Origin of the sequence: Paenibacillus sp. Soil750, from assembly GCF_001428045.1 — a bacterium.
Taxonomy (GTDB): domain Bacteria; phylum Bacillota; class Bacilli; order Paenibacillales; family NBRC-103111; genus Paenibacillus_E; species Paenibacillus_E allorhizoplanae.
In genome coordinates, this window is the sequence record NZ_LMSD01000002.1 from 89,404 (window position 1) to 111,942 (window position 22,539).

Here is a 22,539-nt window from a genome sequence, read left to right on the forward strand (position 1 = left end):
ATCCCCTAACGGACACAGCGAACGCTAATTCGCTTAAAAATCACCTTTTCTATGGCTAACGGACACTATTGCAGCTATTTCGGTAAAATTTCCACATATAAGCTGATTTACACCCCAATAGTGACTTCTGTGTCCGTTAGCGCTCCAATTCCCCTGATTTTAAACAAATAGCGTCTGCCATGTCCGTTAGGCGGTGCTGCTGCTGGGTGCTACGTGTCTTCTGATTGGTTTCTAGTCAAGAGGGGTTCGGGTTCGGGTAGAAATCGCGAAGAAGTTTGCATTGGATATACATCCACTGAATGGATAGAAATTCACTTCAAAGCAAAAAGCACCTCAAACGTGTGAATACACAGATTAAATCTGTCATCCACACACTCGAGGTGCCTTAGTCATCTAGTCGCCTAAGAAGGCTCTTTTCATACGTTCAAAAATAGACTGGCTTTGCTCATGCGTATGCTCGCCGCTTTGCTTGCCGAACTGACGCAGTAAATCCTTCTGATCTTCTGACAAGTTCGTCGGTGTCATCACGATGACTTTCACGTGTTGATCCCCTTGACCGAATCCACGAAGATGCGGAACGCCTTTGCCTTTCAGACGGAAGTACGTATCGGTTTGCGTACCTGCTGGAATCTTGAGCTTCACTTTCTCAGTTAGCGTAGGGATTTCAATTTCATCACCAAGCGCCGCCTGCATGAAAGTCAATGGCACTTCACAGTACACATCATTACCTTCACGTTGGAAGAACTCATGGTTTTTCACACGAATCACAACATAAAGATCACCTGACGGGCCTCCACGTGTTCCGCCTTCACCTTCACCAGAAACGCGAAGTTGAGCACCATCATCTACCCCAGCTGGAATCTTGATGTGAATGGTGCGAGTCTTTTTCACTTTACCAGCGCCATGACATGTTCCGCATTTTTCTTTGATGATTTTACCGGAACCATTACATGACGTACATACGCGGCGATTCACAATACGGCCAAATGCTGTATTCTGAACCACTTCTTGTTGTCCGCTACCATGACAGCCGCCACATGTTTCTGGCTTTGTTCCAGCTTTGGCACCGGAACCATGACATGTATCACAATTTTCAGTACGCGGAATGTTGATATCCATTTCTTTGCCGAAAATGGCTTCTTTGAATTCCACTGTCATCGTGTATTGCAAATCATTACCGCGTTGTGGGGCATTCGGATTACGACGATTGCCACCGCCACCGCCGCCAAAGAACATATCAAAAATATCCCCGAAGCCGCCGCTGAAGTCTTGACCGCCGCCAAATCCTTGATTCGGATCTACGTGACCGAACTGATCATATTGCGCTTTCTTCTGATCATCACTCAGAACGTCATAGGCGTCTTTCGCTTCTTTGAACTTATCTTCTGCATCTGCCGCTTTATTCACGTCAGGGTGATATTGACGTGCCATTTTACGGTAAGCCTTCTTGATCTCTTCCTGTGAAGCATTCTTCCCGAGACCTAACACCTCGTAATAATCACGTTTACTCACTTGTTCCACTCCCATGTTCAAGACTACAAACGGAAAGTCAAAGCCGTGGAGAAACTCCAGTGGGCTTTGACTCTAACGTTCCATGCGTAACAAACAGTGTTTAAAAAACTTCTTTAAACTTCTATTTAGTTAGAATATGTTTATTTTTTAGGTTCGTCAACCACTTCGTAGTCCGCGTCTACAACATTTTCTCTGCCTTTAGGTGCTTCGCCTGCGCCAGCATCAGGACCTGGGCCTTGATCTTGGGAAGCTTGCTCATATAATTTAACAGAAAGTTGTTGAATGACTTCAGTCAATTCTTCTGTTGCTTTTTTGATCGTCTCAAGATCGTTGCCAGCAAGAGCAGCTGTAACTTTCTCTTTCGCTGCATTCGCTTTGTCGATCTCGCCTTGGTCTACTTTGTCGCCAAGATCTTTGATCGTTTTGTCAACGGAGTACACCAATTGATCAGCTTCGTTACGAGCTTCTACAAGCTCTTTACGTGCGCGATCTTCTTCAGCATGCGCTTCCGCATCTTTCACCATTTGTTCAACTTCTGCATCGCTCAAGCCGCTGGAAGAAGTGATCGTGATTTTTTGGCTTTTGCCTGTTCCTTTATCCAAAGCAGACACGTTAACGATACCGTTCGCATCGATATCGAAGCTTACTTCGATTTGCGGAACGCCGCGTGGAGCTGGAGGAATGTCACCTAGCATGAAGCGGCCAAGTGTTTTGTTACCGCTAGCCATGGAGCGCTCACCTTGAAGAACGTGAATTTCTACGCTAGTTTGGTTATCTGCATAAGTGGAGTACACTTGTGATTTCGTAGTAGGAATCGTTGTGTTGCGGTCGATCATTTTCGTGAATACGCCGCCTGCTGTTTCGATACCAAGGGAAAGTGGTGTTACGTCAAGAAGAACAACGTCTTTCACCTCACCAGTCAAGACACCAGCTTGAACAGCTGCGCCAAGGGCAACAACTTCATCCGGGTTAACACCTTTGTGTGGCTCTTTACCGATTAATTTCTTGATTGCTTCTACAACCGCAGGAATACGAGTGGATCCACCAACTAGAACAACTTTATCGATTTGGCTTGTGGACAAACCAGAATCTTGAAGTGCTTGACGAGTTGGTCCTAATGTTCTTTCAACTAGACCAGCGGAAAGCTCTTCGAACTTCGCACGCGTCAAGTTTAACTCCAAATGCTGAGGTACGCCGTCTGCTACCGTGATGAACGGAAGGGAAACCGTCGTAGTCAAAACACCAGAAAGTTCTTTTTTCGCTTTTTCAGCAGCATCTTTCAAACGTTGAACTGCCGCTTTATCTTTGGAAAGGTCAATGCCTTGTTCTTTTTTGAATTCAGCAACGAGGTAATCCATAACAACTTGGTCAAAGTCATCTCCGCCCAATTTGTTGTCACCGCTTGTTGCTTTAACTTCGAAGAAACCATCGCCTAGCTCAAGGATGGATACGTCGAATGTACCGCCACCAAGGTCATAAACAAGAATTGTTTGATCTTCTGTTTTTTCCAAACCGTATGCAAGTGCTGCAGCAGTTGGCTCATTGACGATACGAAGTACTTCAAGACCAGCAATTTTACCAGCATCTTTAGTTGCTTGACGTTGGCTATCGTTGAAGTAAGCAGGAACCGTGATTACCGCTTGCGTAACCGTTTGACCAAGGTAAGCTTCTGCATCCGCTTTTAGCTTTTGCAAGATGATTGCAGAGATCTCTTGTGGCGTGTAGTCTTTGCCATCAATGTGCTCTTTATGGTTCGTACCAATGTGACGCTTGATGGAACTGATTGTTTTGTCTGGGTTTGTGATCGCTTGACGTTTAGCAGTTTCACCAACTACACGCTCGCCATCTTTCTTGAAACCTACAACGGATGGCGTTGTGCGGTTACCTTCTGGATTTGGAATAACAACAGCTTCTCCGCCTTCCATAACGGCAACGCAAGAATTTGTAGTACCTAAGTCAATACCAATTACTTTACTCATGTAAAGATGCCTCCTTATGTTCCCTAGGAACGTCATTAGTTTTTTAGAATGGAATAAGATCAACTATACGCTAACTTTAACCATTGCAGGTCGGATGACCTTATCTTTTAGGATATAGCCTTTTTGCAATTCTTCTACAACAATACCTTCTTCATGCTCCTCGGATTCCACTTGCATCACGGCTTGATGGAATTCAGGGTTGAACGGTTGACCAACAGCTTCGATAGGCTTAAGCCCTTCAGCAGTTAATAGTTGATCGATACCGCGGTATGTCATATCCAAGCCCTTCACCAATGCGTCGAAATCCTTCGTCTCTTTGCTTGAAGACAGCGCGCGATCAAAGTTATCCACAATCGGTAATAGCTGCTCAATCAATTTTAGCGAAGCGTATTTCGCGAAATCTTCCTTCTCCGCTCTTGCACGGCGACGGAAGTTGTCGAAGTCCGCTTGAACGCGTAATAAACGCTGATAGTTTTCTTCGGCTTGCACACGCGCCTGTTCCAATTCGCTAGATACTGTAGCTTCCTCGGAAACTTCTACACCAGCTTCATCAGTCGTTGCTTCGTTATCGGCTGCGTATGTAGTGTCAATGTCTTGTTCGACTGTTTTGTTATCTCCAGTACTCAATTGTCCTTCACCTCCTAAACATAATACACGATGGATTTGGGTTTAGTTTGCCCATCTTTAGTTCTCTTCAAAAGGCTGCTTCATCTTAATCACTGTATGGATACGCAGCACCGCGGCAGCAACTTCCCCAGCCGCTTGCAGAGCGTGAATTTTCACATCTGTCGGATCCATGATCCCCGCTTCCACAAAATCCGTGATCAACCCCGTATCACAATCGATCCCTAGGCTGTCCGTATCCTGCGCAAGCTGGGCCGCTTTCAACTCTTCAACCTTCTCGAGCGGATTGTAGCCTGCATTCACGACGATTTGCGACAGTGGCTTGCGCAGTGCTCCCGCGACAGCGGCCACACCAAAGCCCTCCATGCCCTTCATCGTCTCGCGCACACGCTCCAGATCATGTGCGACGGCCATCTCCGCTGCGCCGCCGCCAGGCAAGTACCCGCCGCGCACGGCGGCTTGGACGGCTGACGCAGCGTCCTTCGCGATGCGCGAGCGCTCATGCGCCGCTTCGCGCGTCGCGGCACCAACGATCACGGTCACGTGCTGTTCGCCGTGACCGCGCGCCACGCGTACGCGCTCTAACCGCTCGTCATACGCGGCATAGCCCGCGTGACCGAGAGCAGCGCTCAGCTCCGGCGCGCTCTTGCGCAGCGCCGTGCGCCGCACCGGCCTAGCGCCGGTGTGCTCGCTCAGCAGCTGCAAGTCCCGGCGGGACAGCCGCTGCAGCACGAGGATGCCATGGTCGGAGCAGAACTGCTCCGCCTCAGGGTCAACCCCGCGGTCTGATGCAATCAGCCCGACGCCAAGCTCCAGCAGCGAGCCGAGGCTGCTGCGGAAGAGCTCCCGGAGCTGCATGTAGCGCTGGAAGCCTGCCTCGGTTACCAGCGATTCTTCGCTGACCGCCTCAGGCTCCAGGGCATCATGCAGCACGAGAATGCGCGCATCTCGCCGCTCATGCTCGAGATGTAGGTTCATCGGCTTCTGGTTCAGCAGAATGCCGGTCCAAACCTCGCTACTCGCTTCTTCATGTGCGATCACGCTGTCCGCGAAGCGATAGCCTTCTTCGCGCAGCTTCGCCTCACCGACCGCTTCCGCTGCTTGAATGATAAGCTTAGCGATATCTGTTTGCTCGCGCCCCGCCGTATAAGCAATCCGCTGCAGCGCGCGATCTCCAAGGCCTACAATCTGACGACTACGGCCCTGTAAGCTCGCTACGGCCAATTCAATGCCCTGTAGCATGCCAGTGACAACCTTGGCAACAGGGACGCCGCGAGTAACTTGTGCGACGCCTTCTTGCACCATGGCTCCGGCAAGCACTGTGGCTGTCGTTGTGCCATCGCCAATTTGGCGTTGTTGACTGCGAGCGACTTGAATCATTAGCCTAGCAGCAGGATGAGTAACATCCATCTTTTCCAATATGGTTACACCATCGTTAGTAATGATGACATCACCTTGGCCGCCAACTAACATGGTATCTAGTCCTTTAGGACCTAGGGTTCCTTCGACAGCAGAACAAATCGCTCTGACTGCCGCAGCATTATTCACTAACGTAGAGTACCGTTCTTCACTTTCACCGTGCATGGGTTTGACTCCTGTCATTTGCCATACCAACGTCCTAGGACCAATTCCATATGCTTCGATAGATGTTCCATTAAACCAATGACTCTACCGTATTCCATGCGAGTAGGTCCCAAAATACCAATCGTTCCAAGCGGCGTACCGCCAATGGAATAAGAAGCTGTAATTAAACTGCAATTCGATATGGCTTCAATACTATTCTCAGCACCAATTTTAATCTCAATGCCTTCATTTGACGGAGTAAATAACTTGATTAGGGTTGGTGCTTCTTCCAGCAGATCAAAAATGCTCTTTACTTTCTCCACGTCCTTAAACTCAGGCTGTGTAAGCATATTTGTCATCCCACTAAGGAATACACGGTCCTTCTCATCACTTTGAAGCACGCTTTCCACCAAACCAAGAAGCTCTTGATAGCCGGTGACATATTTGCTTAACTCGTTAGAAATTTCATTGTAGAGCTTCGATTTAAACTGAACCAATGGCACATTCTTAAGCCTAGTGTTCAGAATATTAACGACCTTCTCGATTTCCGACATCGGAATCCCTTCGGGTATCGTTACAGTCTTATTTTCAACATGACCCGTATTCATCACTAGGATCGCAACAGCCGTTGTATCCGAGATCGGAATAATTTGGATATGCTTCAATGTCGTGCTAAATACTTCAGGACCGAGCACAATAGACGTGTAATTCGTAAGACTGGAGAGCATGCCAGCAACGTGCTGAATAACACCTTCCATCTCTTGAATACGTTCTGCGAAAGCCCCCTTCATGGAGTCCAAATCATGACTTTGCAAGGAGCCGTGCTTCAACAAATGATCGACATAATAGCGATAACCTTTGTGTGAAGGAATACGACCTGCGGACGTATGAGGCTGCTCAAGATAGCCCATTTCTTCGAGATCAGACATTTCATTACGTATGGTCGCTGGACTAAAACCAACATTCCCACGCTTCGAAATACTTCGCGAACCAATTGGCTCCGCTGAACGAACGTAATCATCAATGATTGCACTTAAAATCATGCGTTGGCGCTCTGTCAACATGAGTACCCCTCCTCCTCACTTCTCACTATTTGCCACCTTCGTTAGCACTCGTATTTAGTGAGTGCTAAATCCTAATACAAAAATAACAGACCCTAAGGTCTGTTGTCAAGTCAATCCAAACGTTTAAGTACGGCGATTTCGTCGCAACAATACTGTTTTTTGCAATGCATGCAGTCTCTCCAAACCTTCTCAGGAAAAATCTCCTTCGGAACGAGTGTAAAGCCGTTTTTCAGAAAGAAAGCCACTTCATAAGTAAGTGCCATAACTTTAATAATTCCTTGACTTCTTGCCTCTTCAACTAAGAAATCAACCAGCTTGCCACCGATCCCTTGACCCTTGTAGCCAGGCGTCATCCCAAGTGAGCGAATCTCAACAAGATCTGGTCCTAGTCTCGTCAATGAACCGCAGCCTATTAATAAGCCATCAAATTCAGCGACAACAAACGTATCAATTTGATCTTGGAGCATTTCCCTGCTCCGCGGCAGCATGATGCCTTGCTTGGCATACCCCTGTATAATTTCAAAAAGTTTATCGATATCATCCACTGAAGCTTTTCTTACGGACACCGTAGTTGATGTATTCACGCTTCCCCACCCACCATTCGCACAAAAATGCATAAAAGCCACGCTAGCGCCCTGCGGCTTTCCGCTGTTTCGCTTGTGGATTCATGTATAAATATACAACAATACGTATAAATGCACAAGCGTTTTTTGCGCTATTTCGGATTAGCTTAAGAACGAGGCAAAGACTTCATTTCCTAACAAAATGCCGTGCTTGGACAGACGATATCCTTCTGGCGTTTGCTCAATCAGCTTTTTGTTTATCCAGCTTTGCAGGGTAGCTCCAAAATGGGATTCGATCGTCTCTCCGAATTGATCCATGAAGTCGTTGCTTCGCACACCCTCTAGCAGGCGCAAGCCAACCATCATAAAGTCTTCCATCGCTTCTTGTGGAGTAACATCGAATTGCTCCATGATCGGTAAACCAAGCTTCGTTGCATCAATGTACGGTTGGATGCCCTTCACATTCACATGACGCTTACCATTCATATACCCGTGTGCACCTGCGCCTAATCCGTAATAAGAACGGTTGCGCCAATACATCGTATTATGTCTGCTTTCGCGGCCCGGTTTGGCAAAGTTACTGATTTCATATTGCTTGTAACCCGCTCCCTCCAGCCTTTTCATAATCAACTCGTACATATCGACTTCCTCATCTTCACTCGGGAGCGGCAGTTGATTTTTGTTGAACAAGGTGTGGAATAACGTGTTTTCTTCTACTTTCAAGCTGTATATTGAATAATGCTGCAAATCAAGCGATAGCGCCTCATCTAATGTAGCCTGCATGATTTCCACCGTTTGCTTCGGAAGCCCGAACATCAGGTCGATCGATAAATTATCGAAGCCTAGCTTTTTCGCATTGGCAATACTTCTATGCACATCATCTGTATTATGAATACGGCCGATCGCCGCAAGAATATCATTGTTAAACGATTGCACACCAAAGCTGATGCGATTTACACCGCCAGCTTTCATGACAGCAAGTTTATCTTCGTCCGTTGTTCCCGGGTTGGCCTCCATCGAAAATTCGACTTCTGTACTGTCCGCTGGGAAATAAGTGCGTACGATACGTAAGAAACGTTCCATTTGATCTGGAAGCAACACCGTTGGCGTTCCCCCGCCGACAAAGATCGTCTCCACCTTCTGAGGAGGATGGTTCCTTACCGTGAGCTCCATTTCACGCTCAAGCGCATCTAGATATTCCATCACAGGTTGGCCTTTGAGCACGTACGAGTTAAAGTCGCAGTAATGACATTTATTTGTGCAAAAAGGGATATGAATGTACACCGCCGTAGGCGTTGTATAAGTAACTAACATAAGGGTATTCCTTTCCACGGTCACAATTGACAAAAAGCCAAGGGACAGCGTACGCTGCCACCCCAGCTTTGAGTTCCATGCATCTATTCGTCGATTTTCAAAACAGCCATGAACGCTTCTTGCGGCACTTCTACGCTACCGACCTGCTTCATGCGTTTTTTACCTTCTTTTTGCTTATCTAACAATTTACGCTTACGGGAAATGTCACCACCGTAACACTTCGCAAGTACGTTCTTACGCATCGCTTTTACGGTCTCACGCGCCACGATTTTCTGTCCAATTGCCGCTTGAATCGGCACCTCAAACATTTGCCGCGGGATAAGCTCCTTGAGCTTGTCACAAATGATTTTGCCACGATGATAAGCTGTATCTCTGTGAACGATGAAGGAAAGTGCATCCACTTGCTCAGAATTAAGCAAGATGTCCATTTTCACGAGATTCGATTTCTTGTAGCCACTAACTTCATAGTCGAAGGAAGCATAGCCCTTCGTCCGTGACTTCAGCATATCGAAGAAATCGTAGACAATTTCAGATAGCGGGATTTCGTAAGTCAATGTAACACGATTCGTATCTAAGTATTCCATATTCATATATTCACCGCGTTTACCTTGGCAAAGCTCCATAATGGTACCCACATAATCATTAGGCACGATGACAGAAGCTTTCACGTATGGCTCCTCAACGAAATCAATTCGTTGTGGATCCGGATAGTTCGATGGATTGTCAATTTCCATGACATCACCATTCGTTAACGTAATCCGGTAAATAACGCTCGGTGCCGTTGTAATCAATGGGATGTTGAACTCACGTTCGATCCGCTCCTGAATGATTTCCATATGCAAGAGTCCTAAGAATCCGCAACGGAAACCGAAGCCTAATGCTGTTGAGGTTTCAGGCTCGAAACGCAAGGAAGCATCATTCAGTTCAAGTTTTTGCAGCGCTTCACGCAAATCGTTATAATCGGTCGTTTCGATTGGATACAATCCACAGAAAACCATTGGGTTAATGCGACGGTAACCTGGCAGCGCTTCAGGTGAAGGGCGATCTGCTTCCGTTACCGTGTCACCGACACGGGTGTCTCCAACATTTTTAATACCGGCAACGATAAAACCAACATCTCCAACCTCTAGGGAAGGAACCGATGACATTCTAGGTTTGAACGCACCTACTTCAATAACTTCAAATACTTTGCCTGTTGCCATCATTTTGATTTTGGAGCCTGCTTTGATCGCGCCGTCCACAACACGCACGTATACGATAACACCTTTGTAGCTGTCATAGTGGGAGTCGAAAATCAATGCCTTCAGTGGTGCGTCAGGATTACCTTGTGGTGCCGGTACCTTTAAGCAAATTTGCTCAATGATCTCTTTAATACCGATCCCCGCTTTAGCTGATGCATGTACAGCATCGCTTGCGTCAAGCCCGATCACGTCTTCGATCTCTTGCTTTACTTTATCAGGGTCCGCACTTGGTAAATCAATTTTATTGATAACTGGTAAAATTTCTAAATTATTTTCCAATGCGAGATATACGTTTGCTAATGTTTGAGCTTCAATCCCTTGAGCCGCATCAACAACCAGCAATGCGCCTTCACAAGCCGCTAGGCTTCGTGAAACCTCATAAGTAAAGTCTACGTGTCCTGGTGTATCAATCAAGTTAAGGATGTAATCGACACCATCGTCTGCGCGGTAACCTAATCTCACCGCTTGAAGTTTAATCGTAATTCCGCGTTCACGCTCCAGATCCATCTGGTCGAGAACTTGCTCTTGCATCTCACGTGAAGACAATGCACCTGTATATTCCAGAATGCGATCAGCTAGCGTTGATTTACCGTGATCGATATGAGCGATAATTGAAAAGTTGCGAATTCTTTGTTGTCTTTCTCGAATGTCCGTCATGCTAAAGACTAACCCCCACTACATGCAAATAATTTTCATTATAGCAGTTGTGGGAAGTCGGAGCAATGCACACCTAGCCTTTGCCTAAAACAGCATCAAACAAAGAAATAAACAATTTAATGCCATGGTGCGCCGTTATCTGTAAAAGTTCGCCTAATTTATTCCCTACACGATTCAATGAATTATCATGAATGGCAACAGGTTCAGCTTGTGGCTCTGTCGCCTGTTTCCCTTTTACAACCGTGTCTTTACTAGCTTGTGTAGGCGTAGACGATGCTTGGGCAACCGTCGTTACTACTTTTCCCGGTGCCTTCGTTGGCGCAACTTGTTGGGCTGCTTTGGAGGAAGGCTGAGGACCTTCTATGCGTTCCATGCCGCTGGAAGCTAGACTGACGCCGAACAAGATACAAAACAACAGCAAGAGTCCAAACAAGCCAACCTTGATATAAAAGTGCCTCAGCCTCATTTTATTCCCTCCTCCAATGTTAACTCGCTTACGAGTTTTTAGGTGTAGTCACGGGTGCATCCACTTTTTTCGCGTTCAAAATTACTTCGGATATCGCTTCAGCCAGCCAATCTGTCGTCCGATAGCACTCCTCGAGGGTATTGTAAGGCCCTCCCACCTCGATCAAAATACTATTCGGCGAAATGTTCTGGTTGTACAACCCGTTGCCCTCGCTGGCTTCTTTCGCATGAATCCCTTTCGAGACCCCGGGGTGCTTCTCTTCCAGCACTTGATGAATTTTTCTTGCAAATTCTTCGTTCTTTTTCCAGTTCGGGTTTTTTCCGCCGATTATAAAATAGACTTGTGCGACATCCTTGCCTTCGATCGTTGCTGTTGTTTTGCTGCGCGCTGCAGAATCGCGATGAATATCGAAGAAGTACTGTAAATCCTTATGCGAAGCCATCGCTTCCTGAAGCGTTTTGGCTGAATACTTGTAGGAATACGGATATTCAAACCCTTTGACAGTACTCGGATAAACAGTTGAAGAATGCACAGCACCAATGCCATCTCTTTCTAGATTCTGAGCTAACCGTTGCCCGACGGAGATGATATTCACTTTATCGCTGTAGGCTTTATCTGGATCGGATACACCTTTCAGCTCTGGTAGAAAGGACTCATTACTGTGTGTTTGATAGATAAAAGCGATATTATCGCCAGCTGTTTTCGGTGGTTGTGCAACTGCATTAGGAGAAGGGGTTGAAGAGCTAATCGGTGTCGGCTCCACTGACGGCGTTGGCTGTGGAAATCTAGCTTCCGCTTCCAAATCACTGGATATTGGATTTAGATCATAGGGGGCACTTGGATTCGTTTCGCTCCCTCTTACTAATACCGTCGACTTATTCAACTCCATGCCGGGCACTTCACTTGCGACTAAACTCTTAGGATCACTTGGATTAATATCCGTCATCATCTGAAAAGCGAAGTGAAACACGTTGTGTTGGGAGAAAGTGAACTTTTTCTGATCCTTATTTAAATGAGGGACTTCCATACCCAACATATCGATAAAAAACTGATTCGTGACAGAGGCGGCGAGACCTTTCATGGATGATACAGGCGATGTAGACATTAATCTGCTTTGTAGGACGCCACCCAGACCAATAAGTACGAATAGAGCTAAGGTCGAGGTGCTAAGAACCATAAACGTTTTCCCGACGGAACTGGCGCTCTGAAAGGTTTTGCGAACTTGGCTGAAATTCCATGTGGCTGATGTCCATTTCATAGTTTGATTCCTCCTAAACTATCTTAATTCAATCTATGAAACGAGCCCGAACGATAGAACTAGTTTTCACTAGATTTTTTTGACCACATAAGAATTTACAAGTTTCCGAGATTCGGAAGAACAAATTCTTATTGGCGATAAAAACAACCTTTAAAACCCGGTCGCTCATCCTCGAAGGGCTTCGATAGAAGTTTTTATCATAGAAAGGATGGAAGGTTCTCTACTTGATTTGATAGGCAGCATGAACGCCAAAAAGAACTGCCCCCACGTAAGTAGGCTCAGTTCTCTCGTTTCATTAATGCGTGTACGCAGCTACGTTATCGACATCTACAGCGTCATGTAAAGCCGCGTTTAAGCCGCTGGCAATGATATTGGCTATATCCTCAATAAATTGGTCAATCTCCTTCGGAGTAACGAGTAGGTCGTGTCCTACGGGGTTTAGCACCTCTTTGACCAGTTGCAGCCGCTCGTCTTCGTTGATATTGTCCAGAAGTCCGAATATCTGCCCCGTATTGCTCGTTTGACCGCTGAAATGCTTCTGCATGAGATCAAAAGCATTGTTCACAATTGTTGAGGCATACACAACGGTAGGGACCCCAATCGCAATAACTGGAATACCCAGTTGCTCCTTCGTCAAGCCTTTACGCTTATTGCCAATTCCTGAACCTGGATGGATGCCGGTGTCTGCGATCTGAATGGTCGTATTAACACGATCCAAGGATCTAGATGCCAGCGCATCTATAGCGATGATGAAATCAGGCTTGGATTTATCCACAATTCCTTGCACGATGTCGCTGCTTTCGATCCCCGTTGTGCCGAGTACCCCTGGGGCTACAGCACTTACAGCTCGATAGCCCGGACTCACATCTTCAGGTACAAGTTCAAAGTAATGACGCGTCACCATAATATTCTCAACGACGAGTGGCCCCAAGGCATCGGGAGTAACATTTCCATTACCAAGTCCAATAATCAGGGCTTTCGCATTTTTCGGAATACCGACTTGTCGTAAAAACTGCTCAAACTCCTGAGCGAGCTTCGTCGCCACGCGATCTTGAAGCTGACTGTCTTTCTCCCGGAGTGCGGGTACCTCAATCGTTATATAATGACCCAGAAGCTTACCTAGCGCTTTGGAGCCTTCTTCGTTTAGGACGTTTATTTTGGTTACGCGAATCCCGTTTTCCCGTGTGAACTCCTGTTCAATACCAGGAATCGGTTGCCCCTGATTGGCTGCATGGGCCATATCCCTTGCATCGAGTGCAAGATCGGTCTGTGTGTTAAATATGCCTAAGTCCATTGGAGTTCCCCTTTCATACTTGCGCTGTGTTGCTTATTGTGTGACAGATGCCGCGGCGTTATGCAGAGATAAAGACCACTGAAAACCTATTGACAGCTCTTGCAATTTGAAATATTGCGTGGTAGAATACTTAAAGTTGTCAGCAAACATACAAATGTAACGTTGAACGTGTTTTGTAAGTAGGAGGTGAATTTCATGCCAAACATTAAATCCGCTATTAAACGAGTAAAAGTTAGCGAAAAGCGTCGTCTTCGCAACGCTTCCCACAAGTCCGCTTTGCGTACTGCTGTGAAAGCTTTCGAAACAGCTTTGACCCCTGAAGCTTTAGTTTCTGCTTCTAAGAAATTAGACAAAGCTGCTTCTAAAGGTTTAATTCATAAAAATGCCGCTAACCGCAAGAAGTCCCGTCTAGCTAAAAAGCTAAACGCTCTTTCGGCTCAAGCGTAATTCACGGACATAAAAGCAAAAGACTAATTCTCCTAGGAGAATTAGTCTTTTTTCCATTGTTCTTCCTAGGCAGCCAGCCTAAGAAGAAATAATTCCAACCCTAACACTTTATCAATTTTCCCCGTTTTCATCTGCAAATCAAGATCAGCAAGCTCACCCATAATTCGGCTCAGCTTCTGCCCATCGTATTTTCGTGCCTGCCCTTCGGCAACTTTAACCGCAAAAGGATGCAAGCCAATTTGTGAAGCCATCTGTTGCTGTGAATAGCCCTGCTTGCCAAGCTCCTTCACCTGCAACATGATCCGGAATTGTCTGGCGATAAGCGACGCGATTTTGATCGGCTCCTCTCGCTGCTTCAGAAGCTCCTCTAAGATCACAAATGCCCGCTCCAACCGCACATTCACGATATCTTCAATAAGTATGAATACGTTCTGCTCCGTGCTCCGAGCGACCAATTGATCTATAACGTCAGGTGAAGCTACTCCCTCGGCACCGACATATAAGGAAATCTTCTCAAGTTCGGCCGATAGCGATTGTAAATTGCCTCCAGTATACAAGATCAACTGGTCTGCCGCGCCACCTGAGAATGTAAAGCCAAGCGTATTGGCTTGTTTAGCAACCCAATCCGTCAATTCCTCTGCGCTCAAAGAAAGGAACGGCACAGCTGCCTCCATATCCTTTAAAGCCTTTACAATCTTCTTACGCTCGTCCAATTTATCGGCATCCACTGTGAATACCACGACCGTATGTTCCGCTGGTGATTTCAAATAGTCTGTTAAGCGATCCATATTGTGCTCTAGCTTCGTATTTTCCTTCGCTCCAGTGAAAAACATCGCATTTTTAGCAATAACCAGTTTCTTCGGCACCATAAAAGGTAACGTTTCTGCATCATCTAGCGCAGATGAAAGTGGCATTTCACTCAAATCAAATTTACTCACTGCAAATTCCCGGTCTTCTGGCCCCATTAATGAATCTGTTAAAATCTGAATAAATTCGCGCATTTTATATTTCTCAGGTCCGTAGCATAAATAAACGGGCGCTGGGCGGCCTGCTTGTATATCTTTTAATGCTCTTTTGGCATCCATGACTAGCATTCACCCCTCCTGTTTATTTTAACAACAACAAAGGGATTACGTCAAAGCCCGAAGACTTTGATGCAATCCCTTCGCCAGTCTATTTAAACACCGATTCAAGGCCCTAGAAACCTTAACTCGTGTGGATGAATGAACTGTTCCATATTCCCTAAGATAGTTTACGCAATTTCAGCCAAATTGGTGCAACGAAATTTCTTTTTATTTATTGGCTTCTGTTTTCTCTTTGACATCGATAAGAATCGTTTGAAGCAATCCTTTACTAATAACCTCATAGAACAGCTTGTCATCCTTCGACCATTCCAACAACCTAATTTGATCTTCTGCTTGCCATACATGCTTGGAAGCAAATACAAGCTCAAGCGTGAGGGTGTTTCGAATGACCACGTGTCGGTCTTCAATCGTTGCCTCATAAGTACCCGTTGTTGACTTTAGCTTAGCCTCCCCTTGAGGAACGGTATATGAGAGAATACCTTGACTCGCACTTATTCGGTCTGAACTCGAAGGATCAACGGTTGGTGTCGGCGCTGTTTTCCTGACTGGTGACTCCGTCGACTTCGGCTCTAACGATGATTGCGGTACGCTTAAGCCAGCGGCAGGCGTAGCGGCCTCAGCATTGGAATCCATCTTATCCGACTTTGGAACAGATGCATCAGGATCTCTCAACCGCTCTGGAGCAGATGTAGATGGTGATACCTTGTTCGTCTGCATGTCACCGCCATTCGTTGGCGAAATATATGCACCTGGTTTTTCTAGCTGTGCCTTGGAAGTAGCCTGCGGCGAATTCCCACCGTTGCCAGTAGAAGTGTTTGCTGTGTCTGCCCCTTTTGCAAATAAATCGGCCGTAGGTGCAACTAGCGATCCTTCATTTGTCGCAGCTGTTTCCTTGGTTTTAGCGATGTCATCGCTGCCTATTTGTTGATTCGTTTCTGAAGTTGCCATTACACGCTTCTCCGCCGCAGCTTTGGAATCAGAGCTTGAACGAGACATAATACCGTCCGCATTGTCGATAACAGGCTTTTGCATATTAAATGCGAAAAATCCAATAATCAATCCCGCGGCAACAACGCCGCTTGCGATTTTCCACGAGAACTGTTCTTTAAATCGGCTCACCCCTGAGCGCTTAGGCATGTCTTCTACTGATTCAATCCTAGCAACCTTCGATGGGAAGACAACAACATTATCCGCCACTTCCATCGCATTTTGTTTATCCAATTCAAGTAGCTGTGGCATAATAGCATCAACCAAACTGAAAGGCGGCATAACCTTAGGAAGCTGGGACAATTCGTTCGACAATGCCTGCAGACGCTCAAACATCTGTGCACAGTCCAAACAATGCATAAGGTGAGCATGCAGCTCATTTTCTTCTTTTGGAGTTAAATCTCCATCTAGCTGTCTTTGCATGAACATCATCACCTCTTGACATTTCATCCCCGAACACCTCCTTTCTGATAATCTTGGAGTAACGACTGTAAGGTGTGTCTAGCTCGGAATAAGTAAGACTTCACCGTATTGAGTGGTAAATTAAGCGATTCTGCAATTTCATGATACGAAAAGTCCTGCAAATAACGTAGAACAACTACAGTGCGATGGTGTTCGGGAAGCTTTTCAATTGCCTCTCTAATATCCTGAGCTAGGTAGCCTGTCAATATTTCCTGTTCTACATCATTATCAGCTGTAAAAGTCATCTCATGTTCATCCATTGAAACCGTTGGCTTCGCTCTGCGAAATTTATCGATGCAGATATTCGTAACAATCCGCTGCACCCACGTTTTGAACAAGGCTTTTTCTTCATAGGAATTAATTTTGGTATAAATCCGAAGAAGAGCTTCCTGCGAAGCATCAAGCGCATCCTGTTCATTATTCAAAATATAAAAAGCCGTCCGATAAACGTGAGACTCAATCTCTCGCAATAGGGTAATGAGCGCATCACGGTCACCGGCTTGTGCTGATCTTACCAGTTCGGGTGCTATCACTGGGATCCCTCCCCCTTGCATTCTTACAGACGCGCTCGCATCTCATAAGGTTGCAATTTTTTTAGAATAAATATATTAATAACTTGCATCTATCAGAATAACAAATAATGAGCCACATAACATCTTTTAGACGTAAAAAATGAAAATTAGTTTCACAATAGTTGATTTTTACAACAGAAAAAGCCCTAGAAGAACATTCCATCAGGAAATGCTGCTTCTAGGACTATACTTGCGGTGGGAGTGATAGTTTAAACCTTCCTCTTTCTATTTCCATAATTTCATTCGTGTGAAAATCCCTGATTTCCGCACCTCCATCTGTACTTCCCCCATTCGATCAGTCCTATATATGGCTACGTTCTCATTGACCAAGCGATCTGTAATTTCTGGAGAAGGATGGCCGTAGGTATTCATGGCACCCACTGAGATTACTGCCACAGCTGGTTTCCAGTAGGTCAACCACTCTGAGGTCGTTGAGGTTTTACTACCATGGTGGGCAACTTTAAGAACATCGATTTTGTTATTGCTGCTGCTGATTTTGGCGGCAGAGTTGGAGGAATCTACTAAAGCAGGATGATCACGTAAATAATCCAGCACTGCCGCTTCGGATTCTTTCTCCATATCCCCAGTGAACAGCCAACGTGTTCCTTCCATTTCAAGCAAGAAGACAACAGATCTCGCATTCTGCTCTTTGACAACTTCAATCATTGTTGGATTCGTTTCAAGTGGATATATCACCTGCAATTTCGTAACGGGGTCGATGTCAATCCAATTTTCTACTTGGGCGGGTAATAAGGGGACTTCTTTTTGAACCAATGTGGAAAAAAAGGTCGTCATAGAGCTGCTTTCCTTAAATGTTCCGTTAAATAGAAATTGCTTCACTGGTATTTGTTCAATAACAGCCTGTAAACCGCCGCTATGATCAGCATCCTCATGTGTAAGCACGAGAAGATCTAATCTTTGTATCCCTCGTTTCTTGAGGAGAGGAACAAGCAGTTTACGCCCTACTTCATACGGATCCTTGCGGATTTTCCAATCATCACCTGGCTTACGGAATGTGAGTGTCCCTCCTCCATCGATTAATAACTGACGACCGTAAGGCGTTCGAATTAGAATTGCATCACCTTGTCCAACATCGATAAATTGCACAAGCCCTGTTCGTTGAAAACGATTCGGTGAATACCCCATCCATAACAGGATGAGAAAGCCGCTTATTGCAAGAAGTAGACTGAGTTTAATTGGCATTCCCTGTGTGCTTTTCCTCGTACTAACCTCCAATATAATAGGTATCTCATCTTTCGAATGTAGGTAACTTCGCTGCCAGAGTAGATAGATCATAACTAAGAATCCATAGTAAAAACAGATCCAAGGCATACTAGGAGATGGCCAAATCATAGTGAGATGAGGTATCTGCTGAAGTTGATCGGTAATCCAGAAAATAGCTTGATTCAGCCAAGTGATGAGTTGACCAATTCTTTGACCTAAAGGAATGTAAACTAGACCAAGCGCTAACGCAACCAAACCTGCTGGAAACACAATCATGCTGATTACGGGGACTAACACGGCATTCGCTATCCAAGATAACAAGGAAAACTGATTGAAGTAGTAAATGGAGACCGGAAAAGAGACGGATTGGGAAACGAGTGTGATGGCGAGGGTGTTTCGGAGTGTAGGAGAAGTTAAGTAAGGTGTGAGCAATACCGTTACTCGTTGCACACCGAGGATGAGTCCAAGTGTGACTAGGAAGGAAAGCTGGAAGCTTACATCCAGCAAAAAGTAAGGGTCCCATACCAGCATAGCCCACGCTGCTACGGCTAGTATGTGCAAAACCTCTTTCATACCTCCACGCCGAGCTGCGTACAGGGCGATCATCGACATTAGCCCTGCCCTGACTATGGACGGCGATGCCCCAGTCACGAGGACATAGAAAGGGAGCAAGCCCATGCAGATGAGCAAATAAGTTTCTTTGGTGACTTTAAAACGGCGCAAGATCCAAATGCATACACCTAGAAACACGGCAATATTCAAGCCTGAGATTGCTAAAATATGTGTCAGTCCTAGCTGTGAAAATTGCTGGAAGCGGTCTGGGTCCAGATCGTCCGTGAGGCCGATCAACATGCTTTTCATGAACCCCGCCTGCGACGCGGGAAAGATCAGATCCATGCGCCTGCTGAGCGCTGCGCGCAGCTCGTCGTTCCAGCGCAGCAGCTGGACGACGCTGAGGTGCGCTGCCGCAGGCTGCACCTGCGCCTGATCCACCCCTTTGGCTGAAAGCAGCCAATGAGTGTGGTGAAGGCGCAAATATCGGCGGTAGTCGAAGCCGCCGAAGTTGCGGGCCGGGGACGGGCTGCGCAGCGTCCCCGTTAGCGTGATGGCGTCGCCGCGGCGCCAGCCCGACGCGATCGCCTGCTGCGCCTGCTCCATCAGGCGCAGCGAGACCTGCACGCTTTCCCCGCCGAGCGGGAAAGCGGTGTTGTCTTGGAAGCGGACGGACTCCGCTTCCAGGGTGAAGCTGGCCCTGTCACCTTCAAGGGTGACAGGGCTGGCAAACCGGCCGAGCAGCATGGCCTCGCTGCCGTCAGGGCTGATCTGCTGCTGCGCCAGCGGCAGCGCAGTGATGTTGCGCTGGTCGGTCCCTTGATAATAGCCGTAGGCTATTACGACCAGCAGCAAAGCGCCCAGCTGCTGCCGGCCAGGCAGGCGCAGCGCGTAGAGGATGACGAGCGCGGCTACCAGCAGCGCGCTTGTCATCCATGTCAGCCACGGGAGCTCAGTATAGATCGCGAGTACATAGCCACTTATCCACAGACAGCATCCTTGAACAACTGATCTTTTCATGGGAGATCTCTCCTTCATTTTCACTTTCTTACGATCCCAAACAAAAAACCTCTTTCTAACGCACCCACAATGGCTGCAATAGAAAGAGGTTCTTCCCCTTAACTACATTCCGTTCACATTTCTAAATCCATCTTGATTCATAATTACAATTGACAGGCGAAATCACTTGGATTATATTCGTTGTACATACAAAATAAGAGGAGGGCAAAATATGACTAACAAAAAAGCTCAAGTAACAGAAACGGATAACAATGCAGCTTTTCTGCATGAATGCTTATACTTCACTACAAATCGGCTAAGTCGGGCCATTAGCCGAATGGCCGACGATGCATTTGCAACAACAGGGCTTGCACCTGCTTACGGTTATTTACTCAGACTGGTTGTTGCAAAACCTGGAATTCCACAGAAAGAGCTTTCAGAAAAACTCTATATTACGCCATCTACTCTCACCAGATTTATCGATAAGCTAGAAAACAAACGACTCGTGGAGCGCCAAGTAAAGGGAAAAACTGTACTCGTCTTCCCCACGGACAAAGCAATTGAACTCGAGCCATACCTTCGTGCAGCATCGAAGGAACTTCTTCGTTCTTATAAGGCTATCCTTGGAGATGAAATCGCGACTCTATTGACGCAATCCTTGGAATCAGCCAGTGAGAAATTAGAAATATAAGATGAGGTGTAGATTATGAATCAAACAAAAAGCAAGTTTTATTACGGCTGGATTATTGTGTTGCTAACGTTCGTCACATTACTTGTGTCAGCAGGCATACGCTCCATGCCAAGCGTCTTGATGATCCCTTTCCAAGAGGAATTCGGTTGGAGCCGCGCGGCTATATCAAGTGTCGCCTCTATCGGAATTTTGCTATATGGACTTGTTGGTCCGTTTTCTGCAGCACTGTTATTACGATTCGGTATCCGCAAGGTTGTACTGCTCGCACTGTCCGTTCTAGGTGCCAGCCTTGCCGTTACGCCGCTGATTAATTCCTTGTGGCAGTTCGATTTGCTGTGGGGGAGTCGTTTCCGGACTTGCAAGTGGAATGATGGCCAACGTGCTTGGTATCACTGTCAGCAATCTATGGTTCGTCAAACGTAAGGGGCTCGTAGTTGGCATACTGACAGCAAGTGCAGCAACGGGTCAGTTGCTATTCCTCCCTTTGATTGCAAAGGTGACTTCCGATTACGGCTGGCGGTATGCGATGTATGCAGCGGTTGCCGCTATCATAGTTGTCTTTATTTTGGTAGCCATATGGATGAAGAATAATCCTTCAGATGTTGGAGCAGCGCCATACGGTACCACAGAGGTTGTAAAGCCAGAGCCTTTCAAGGGCAATGTATTTCTTACCCCTATCCAGAACCTCGTTATTGCAAGTAAAAATAAAACATTTTGGCTGCTCGCGGGCACCTTCTTCATTTGTGGATTCTCGACAAATGGTTTGATTGGCACACACCTCATTGCCGCTTGCGGAGATTACGGGATGATGGAAGTTGCCGCTGCCGGACTACTAGCCATGATGGGCGCGTTTGATTTATTCGGAACAACGATATCTGGCTGGTTAACTGACCGATTCGACAGTCGCTGGCTACTTTTCTGGTACTACGGTCTGCGCGGTTTATCCCTCATATTTTTACCGTATGCCTTAGCTACTACACCGTACATGCTAGTCGTGTTCTCCGTATTTTACGGACTCGATTGGATCGCAACCGTACCACCAACCGCTAAACTTGCAGGAGAAACTTTCGGTAAAGAAAAATCTGGCATGATATTCGGCTGGATTGTAGTGGCTCATCAGATCGGGGCTTCCTTTGCCGCGTACGGAGCAGGTGTAATGCGAGACTGGCTTGGCACCTACTCACAAACATTCTTTATTGCAGGTCTTACCTGCTTCATTGCCGCTTTATTCGCTATTCGTATACAGCGACAACTTAAAAAGCACAAAGAACAGGCCGTAATGTTGTAAAACCTTTATACGTAGTCGCTCAAGCTTTGGCACTGCCGTATAAGCAGCTATGGGAATTGTCAACACAATGACTATTTCCCTAGCTGTGGAATACGAATCAAACAAGCACATTTGCATGAACGCGTGCTTTCTAGGCTTCGTCAAAGCTGACAGCGTGCTAATTAATTCACTACCTCCGATACCGTACCTGCAGGCGGCTCATATGTGGTCATCTGACGGAACGAGATGCCTCTAGCTCCCATTAACTCGCTAACTTTCTCATGATCCTTCGGATACCCCCGATGAAACACGATCTCTGTCACCCCGCTGTTAGCCAGCATATTCGCACAGGTCCAGCAAGGTTGATCCGTGACATAAACGGTAGAACCCTCACGATCTTCCCGATCGGTAAACAGCAACAAATTCTGTTCCGCATGAATAGTGCGAATACAACGGTGCTTCCTTACGACTTCCTCTACATCAGCAACGAGCTTCAGCTCGATTTCTTCAACAAGCATACAACCCGCTTCCGTGCAATCTGCTACGCCCATCGGTGCGCCATTATAGGCTGTTCCGAGCAGCTTTTTCCCTTGAACTAGTACCGCTCCAACATGTCTACGGTTGCACCGTGAGCGTGTGGAGGCCATATAGGCAATATCGAGGAAATACGTATCCCAATCTTTCCGGATGCTCATGATGATTGACTCCCTCCTGATGA

20 protein-coding genes are annotated in these 22,539 nt (G+C 46.4%); 4 read left to right on the forward strand and 16 right to left on the reverse strand.

The window, feature by feature from the left end:
• Positions 1 to 393: 393 nt before the first annotated feature.
• The 11 genes from dnaJ to gpr all read right to left on the reverse strand — a co-directional run bounded on the left by dnaJ (position 394) and on the right by gpr (position 13,535).
• Positions 394 to 1,527 carry a molecular chaperone DnaJ gene (gene dnaJ / locus ASL11_RS03625; RefSeq protein ID WP_420851923.1) on the reverse strand — a complete coding sequence of 378 codons (1,134 nt, stop codon included), beginning with the start codon at positions 1,525 to 1,527 and terminating at the stop codon, positions 394 to 396.
• 125 nt (positions 1,528 to 1,652) lie between these two features.
• On the reverse strand, positions 1,653 to 3,491 hold the full coding sequence (dnaK, locus tag ASL11_RS03630; protein ID WP_056609785.1) for a molecular chaperone DnaK: 1,839 nt from the start codon (positions 3,489 to 3,491) through the stop codon (positions 1,653 to 1,655).
• Positions 3,492 to 3,554: 63 nt separating this feature from the next.
• Positions 3,555 to 4,118 carry a nucleotide exchange factor GrpE gene (gene grpE / locus ASL11_RS03635; protein WP_056609787.1) on the reverse strand — a complete coding sequence of 188 codons (564 nt, stop codon included), beginning with the start codon at positions 4,116 to 4,118 and terminating at the stop codon, positions 3,555 to 3,557.
• Between the two features lie 57 nt (positions 4,119 to 4,175).
• Positions 4,176 to 5,717, reverse strand: a complete 1,542-nt coding sequence (locus tag ASL11_RS03640) for a TCP-1/cpn60 chaperonin family protein (protein ID WP_056609789.1) — start codon at positions 5,715 to 5,717, stop codon at positions 4,176 to 4,178.
• Positions 5,714 to 6,742, reverse strand: a complete 1,029-nt coding sequence (gene hrcA / locus ASL11_RS03645; RefSeq protein ID WP_056609791.1) for a heat-inducible transcriptional repressor HrcA — start codon at positions 6,740 to 6,742, stop codon at positions 5,714 to 5,716. The genes ASL11_RS03640 and hrcA overlap by 4 nt, the downstream gene beginning before the upstream one ends.
• 110 nt (positions 6,743 to 6,852) lie before the next feature.
• A complete protein-coding gene (locus tag ASL11_RS03650; protein WP_235550364.1) occupies positions 6,853 to 7,326 on the reverse strand; it encodes an N-acetyltransferase in 474 nt (157 codons plus the stop codon).
• Positions 7,327 to 7,467: 141 nt separating this feature from the next.
• Positions 7,468 to 8,619, reverse strand: a complete 1,152-nt coding sequence (gene hemW / locus ASL11_RS03655; RefSeq protein WP_056609794.1) for a radical SAM family heme chaperone HemW — start codon at positions 8,617 to 8,619, stop codon at positions 7,468 to 7,470.
• Positions 8,620 to 8,702: 83 nt separating this feature from the next.
• Positions 8,703 to 10,517 carry a translation elongation factor 4 gene (lepA, locus tag ASL11_RS03660; protein ID WP_056609796.1) on the reverse strand — a complete coding sequence of 605 codons (1,815 nt, stop codon included), beginning with the start codon at positions 10,515 to 10,517 and terminating at the stop codon, positions 8,703 to 8,705.
• Positions 10,518 to 10,590: 73 nt separating this feature from the next.
• The gene (locus ASL11_RS03665; RefSeq protein ID WP_056609797.1) at positions 10,591 to 10,983 is read right to left on the reverse strand and encodes a DUF3679 domain-containing protein; all 393 of its coding nucleotides are present in this window, start codon (positions 10,981 to 10,983) and stop codon (positions 10,591 to 10,593) included.
• Positions 10,984 to 11,011: 28 nt separating this feature from the next.
• Entirely contained in the window at positions 11,012 to 12,241 is a 1,230-nt protein-coding gene (gene spoIIP / locus ASL11_RS03670; protein WP_056609799.1) for a stage II sporulation protein P, read from the reverse strand.
• Positions 12,242 to 12,536: 295 nt separating this feature from the next.
• Positions 12,537 to 13,535: a GPR endopeptidase gene (gene gpr / locus ASL11_RS03675; RefSeq protein WP_056609801.1), complete on the reverse strand. Its 999-nt coding sequence runs from the start codon at positions 13,533 to 13,535 to the stop codon at positions 12,537 to 12,539.
• 195 nt (positions 13,536 to 13,730) lie between these two features.
• On the opposite strand from gpr, the gene rpsT reads away from it, so the two are divergent.
• Complete coding sequence (gene rpsT, locus ASL11_RS03680) at positions 13,731 to 13,982, forward strand: 30S ribosomal protein S20 (RefSeq protein WP_056609803.1); 252 nt, start codon at positions 13,731 to 13,733, stop codon at positions 13,980 to 13,982.
• Positions 13,983 to 14,047: 65 nt separating this feature from the next.
• On the opposite strand, the gene holA is transcribed toward rpsT, so the two are convergent.
• The 4 genes from holA to ASL11_RS03700 form a co-directional block, all read right to left on the reverse strand.
• On the reverse strand, positions 14,048 to 15,067 hold the full coding sequence (holA, locus tag ASL11_RS03685) for a DNA polymerase III subunit delta (RefSeq protein WP_056610145.1): 1,020 nt from the start codon (positions 15,065 to 15,067) through the stop codon (positions 14,048 to 14,050).
• A 207-nt stretch (positions 15,068 to 15,274) separates the two neighbouring features.
• Positions 15,275 to 16,504, reverse strand: a complete 1,230-nt coding sequence (locus ASL11_RS03690; RefSeq protein ID WP_056609805.1) for an anti-sigma factor family protein — start codon at positions 16,502 to 16,504, stop codon at positions 15,275 to 15,277.
• Positions 16,501 to 17,049, reverse strand: a complete 549-nt coding sequence (locus ASL11_RS03695) for an RNA polymerase sigma factor (RefSeq protein WP_056609807.1) — start codon at positions 17,047 to 17,049, stop codon at positions 16,501 to 16,503. The genes ASL11_RS03690 and ASL11_RS03695 overlap by 4 nt, the downstream gene beginning before the upstream one ends.
• Before the next feature lie 264 nt (positions 17,050 to 17,313).
• Entirely contained in the window at positions 17,314 to 19,884 is a 2,571-nt protein-coding gene (locus ASL11_RS03700) for a DNA internalization-related competence protein ComEC/Rec2 (protein ID WP_056609809.1), read from the reverse strand.
• A 211-nt stretch (positions 19,885 to 20,095) separates the two neighbouring features.
• Here ASL11_RS03700 and ASL11_RS03705 point away from each other — a divergent pair, with 211 nt between their 5' ends.
• From ASL11_RS03705 to ASL11_RS03710, 3 genes are read left to right on the forward strand one after another with little or no spacing between them, the layout of a single operon-like run.
• Complete coding sequence (locus tag ASL11_RS03705; protein ID WP_056609812.1) at positions 20,096 to 20,554, forward strand: MarR family winged helix-turn-helix transcriptional regulator; 459 nt, start codon at positions 20,096 to 20,098, stop codon at positions 20,552 to 20,554.
• 15 nt (positions 20,555 to 20,569) lie between these two features.
• Positions 20,570 to 20,977, forward strand: a complete 408-nt coding sequence (locus ASL11_RS37315) for an MFS transporter (RefSeq protein ID WP_235550365.1) — start codon at positions 20,570 to 20,572, stop codon at positions 20,975 to 20,977.
• Positions 20,922 to 21,842, forward strand: a complete 921-nt coding sequence (locus ASL11_RS03710) for an MFS transporter (protein WP_235550366.1) — start codon at positions 20,922 to 20,924, stop codon at positions 21,840 to 21,842. The genes ASL11_RS37315 and ASL11_RS03710 overlap by 56 nt, the downstream gene beginning before the upstream one ends.
• A 161-nt stretch (positions 21,843 to 22,003) precedes the next feature.
• On the opposite strand, the gene ASL11_RS03715 is transcribed toward ASL11_RS03710, so the two are convergent.
• Positions 22,004 to 22,516 carry a deoxycytidylate deaminase gene (locus ASL11_RS03715; RefSeq protein WP_056609814.1) on the reverse strand — a complete coding sequence of 171 codons (513 nt, stop codon included), beginning with the start codon at positions 22,514 to 22,516 and terminating at the stop codon, positions 22,004 to 22,006.
• Between the last annotated feature and the right edge of the window lie 23 nt (positions 22,517 to 22,539).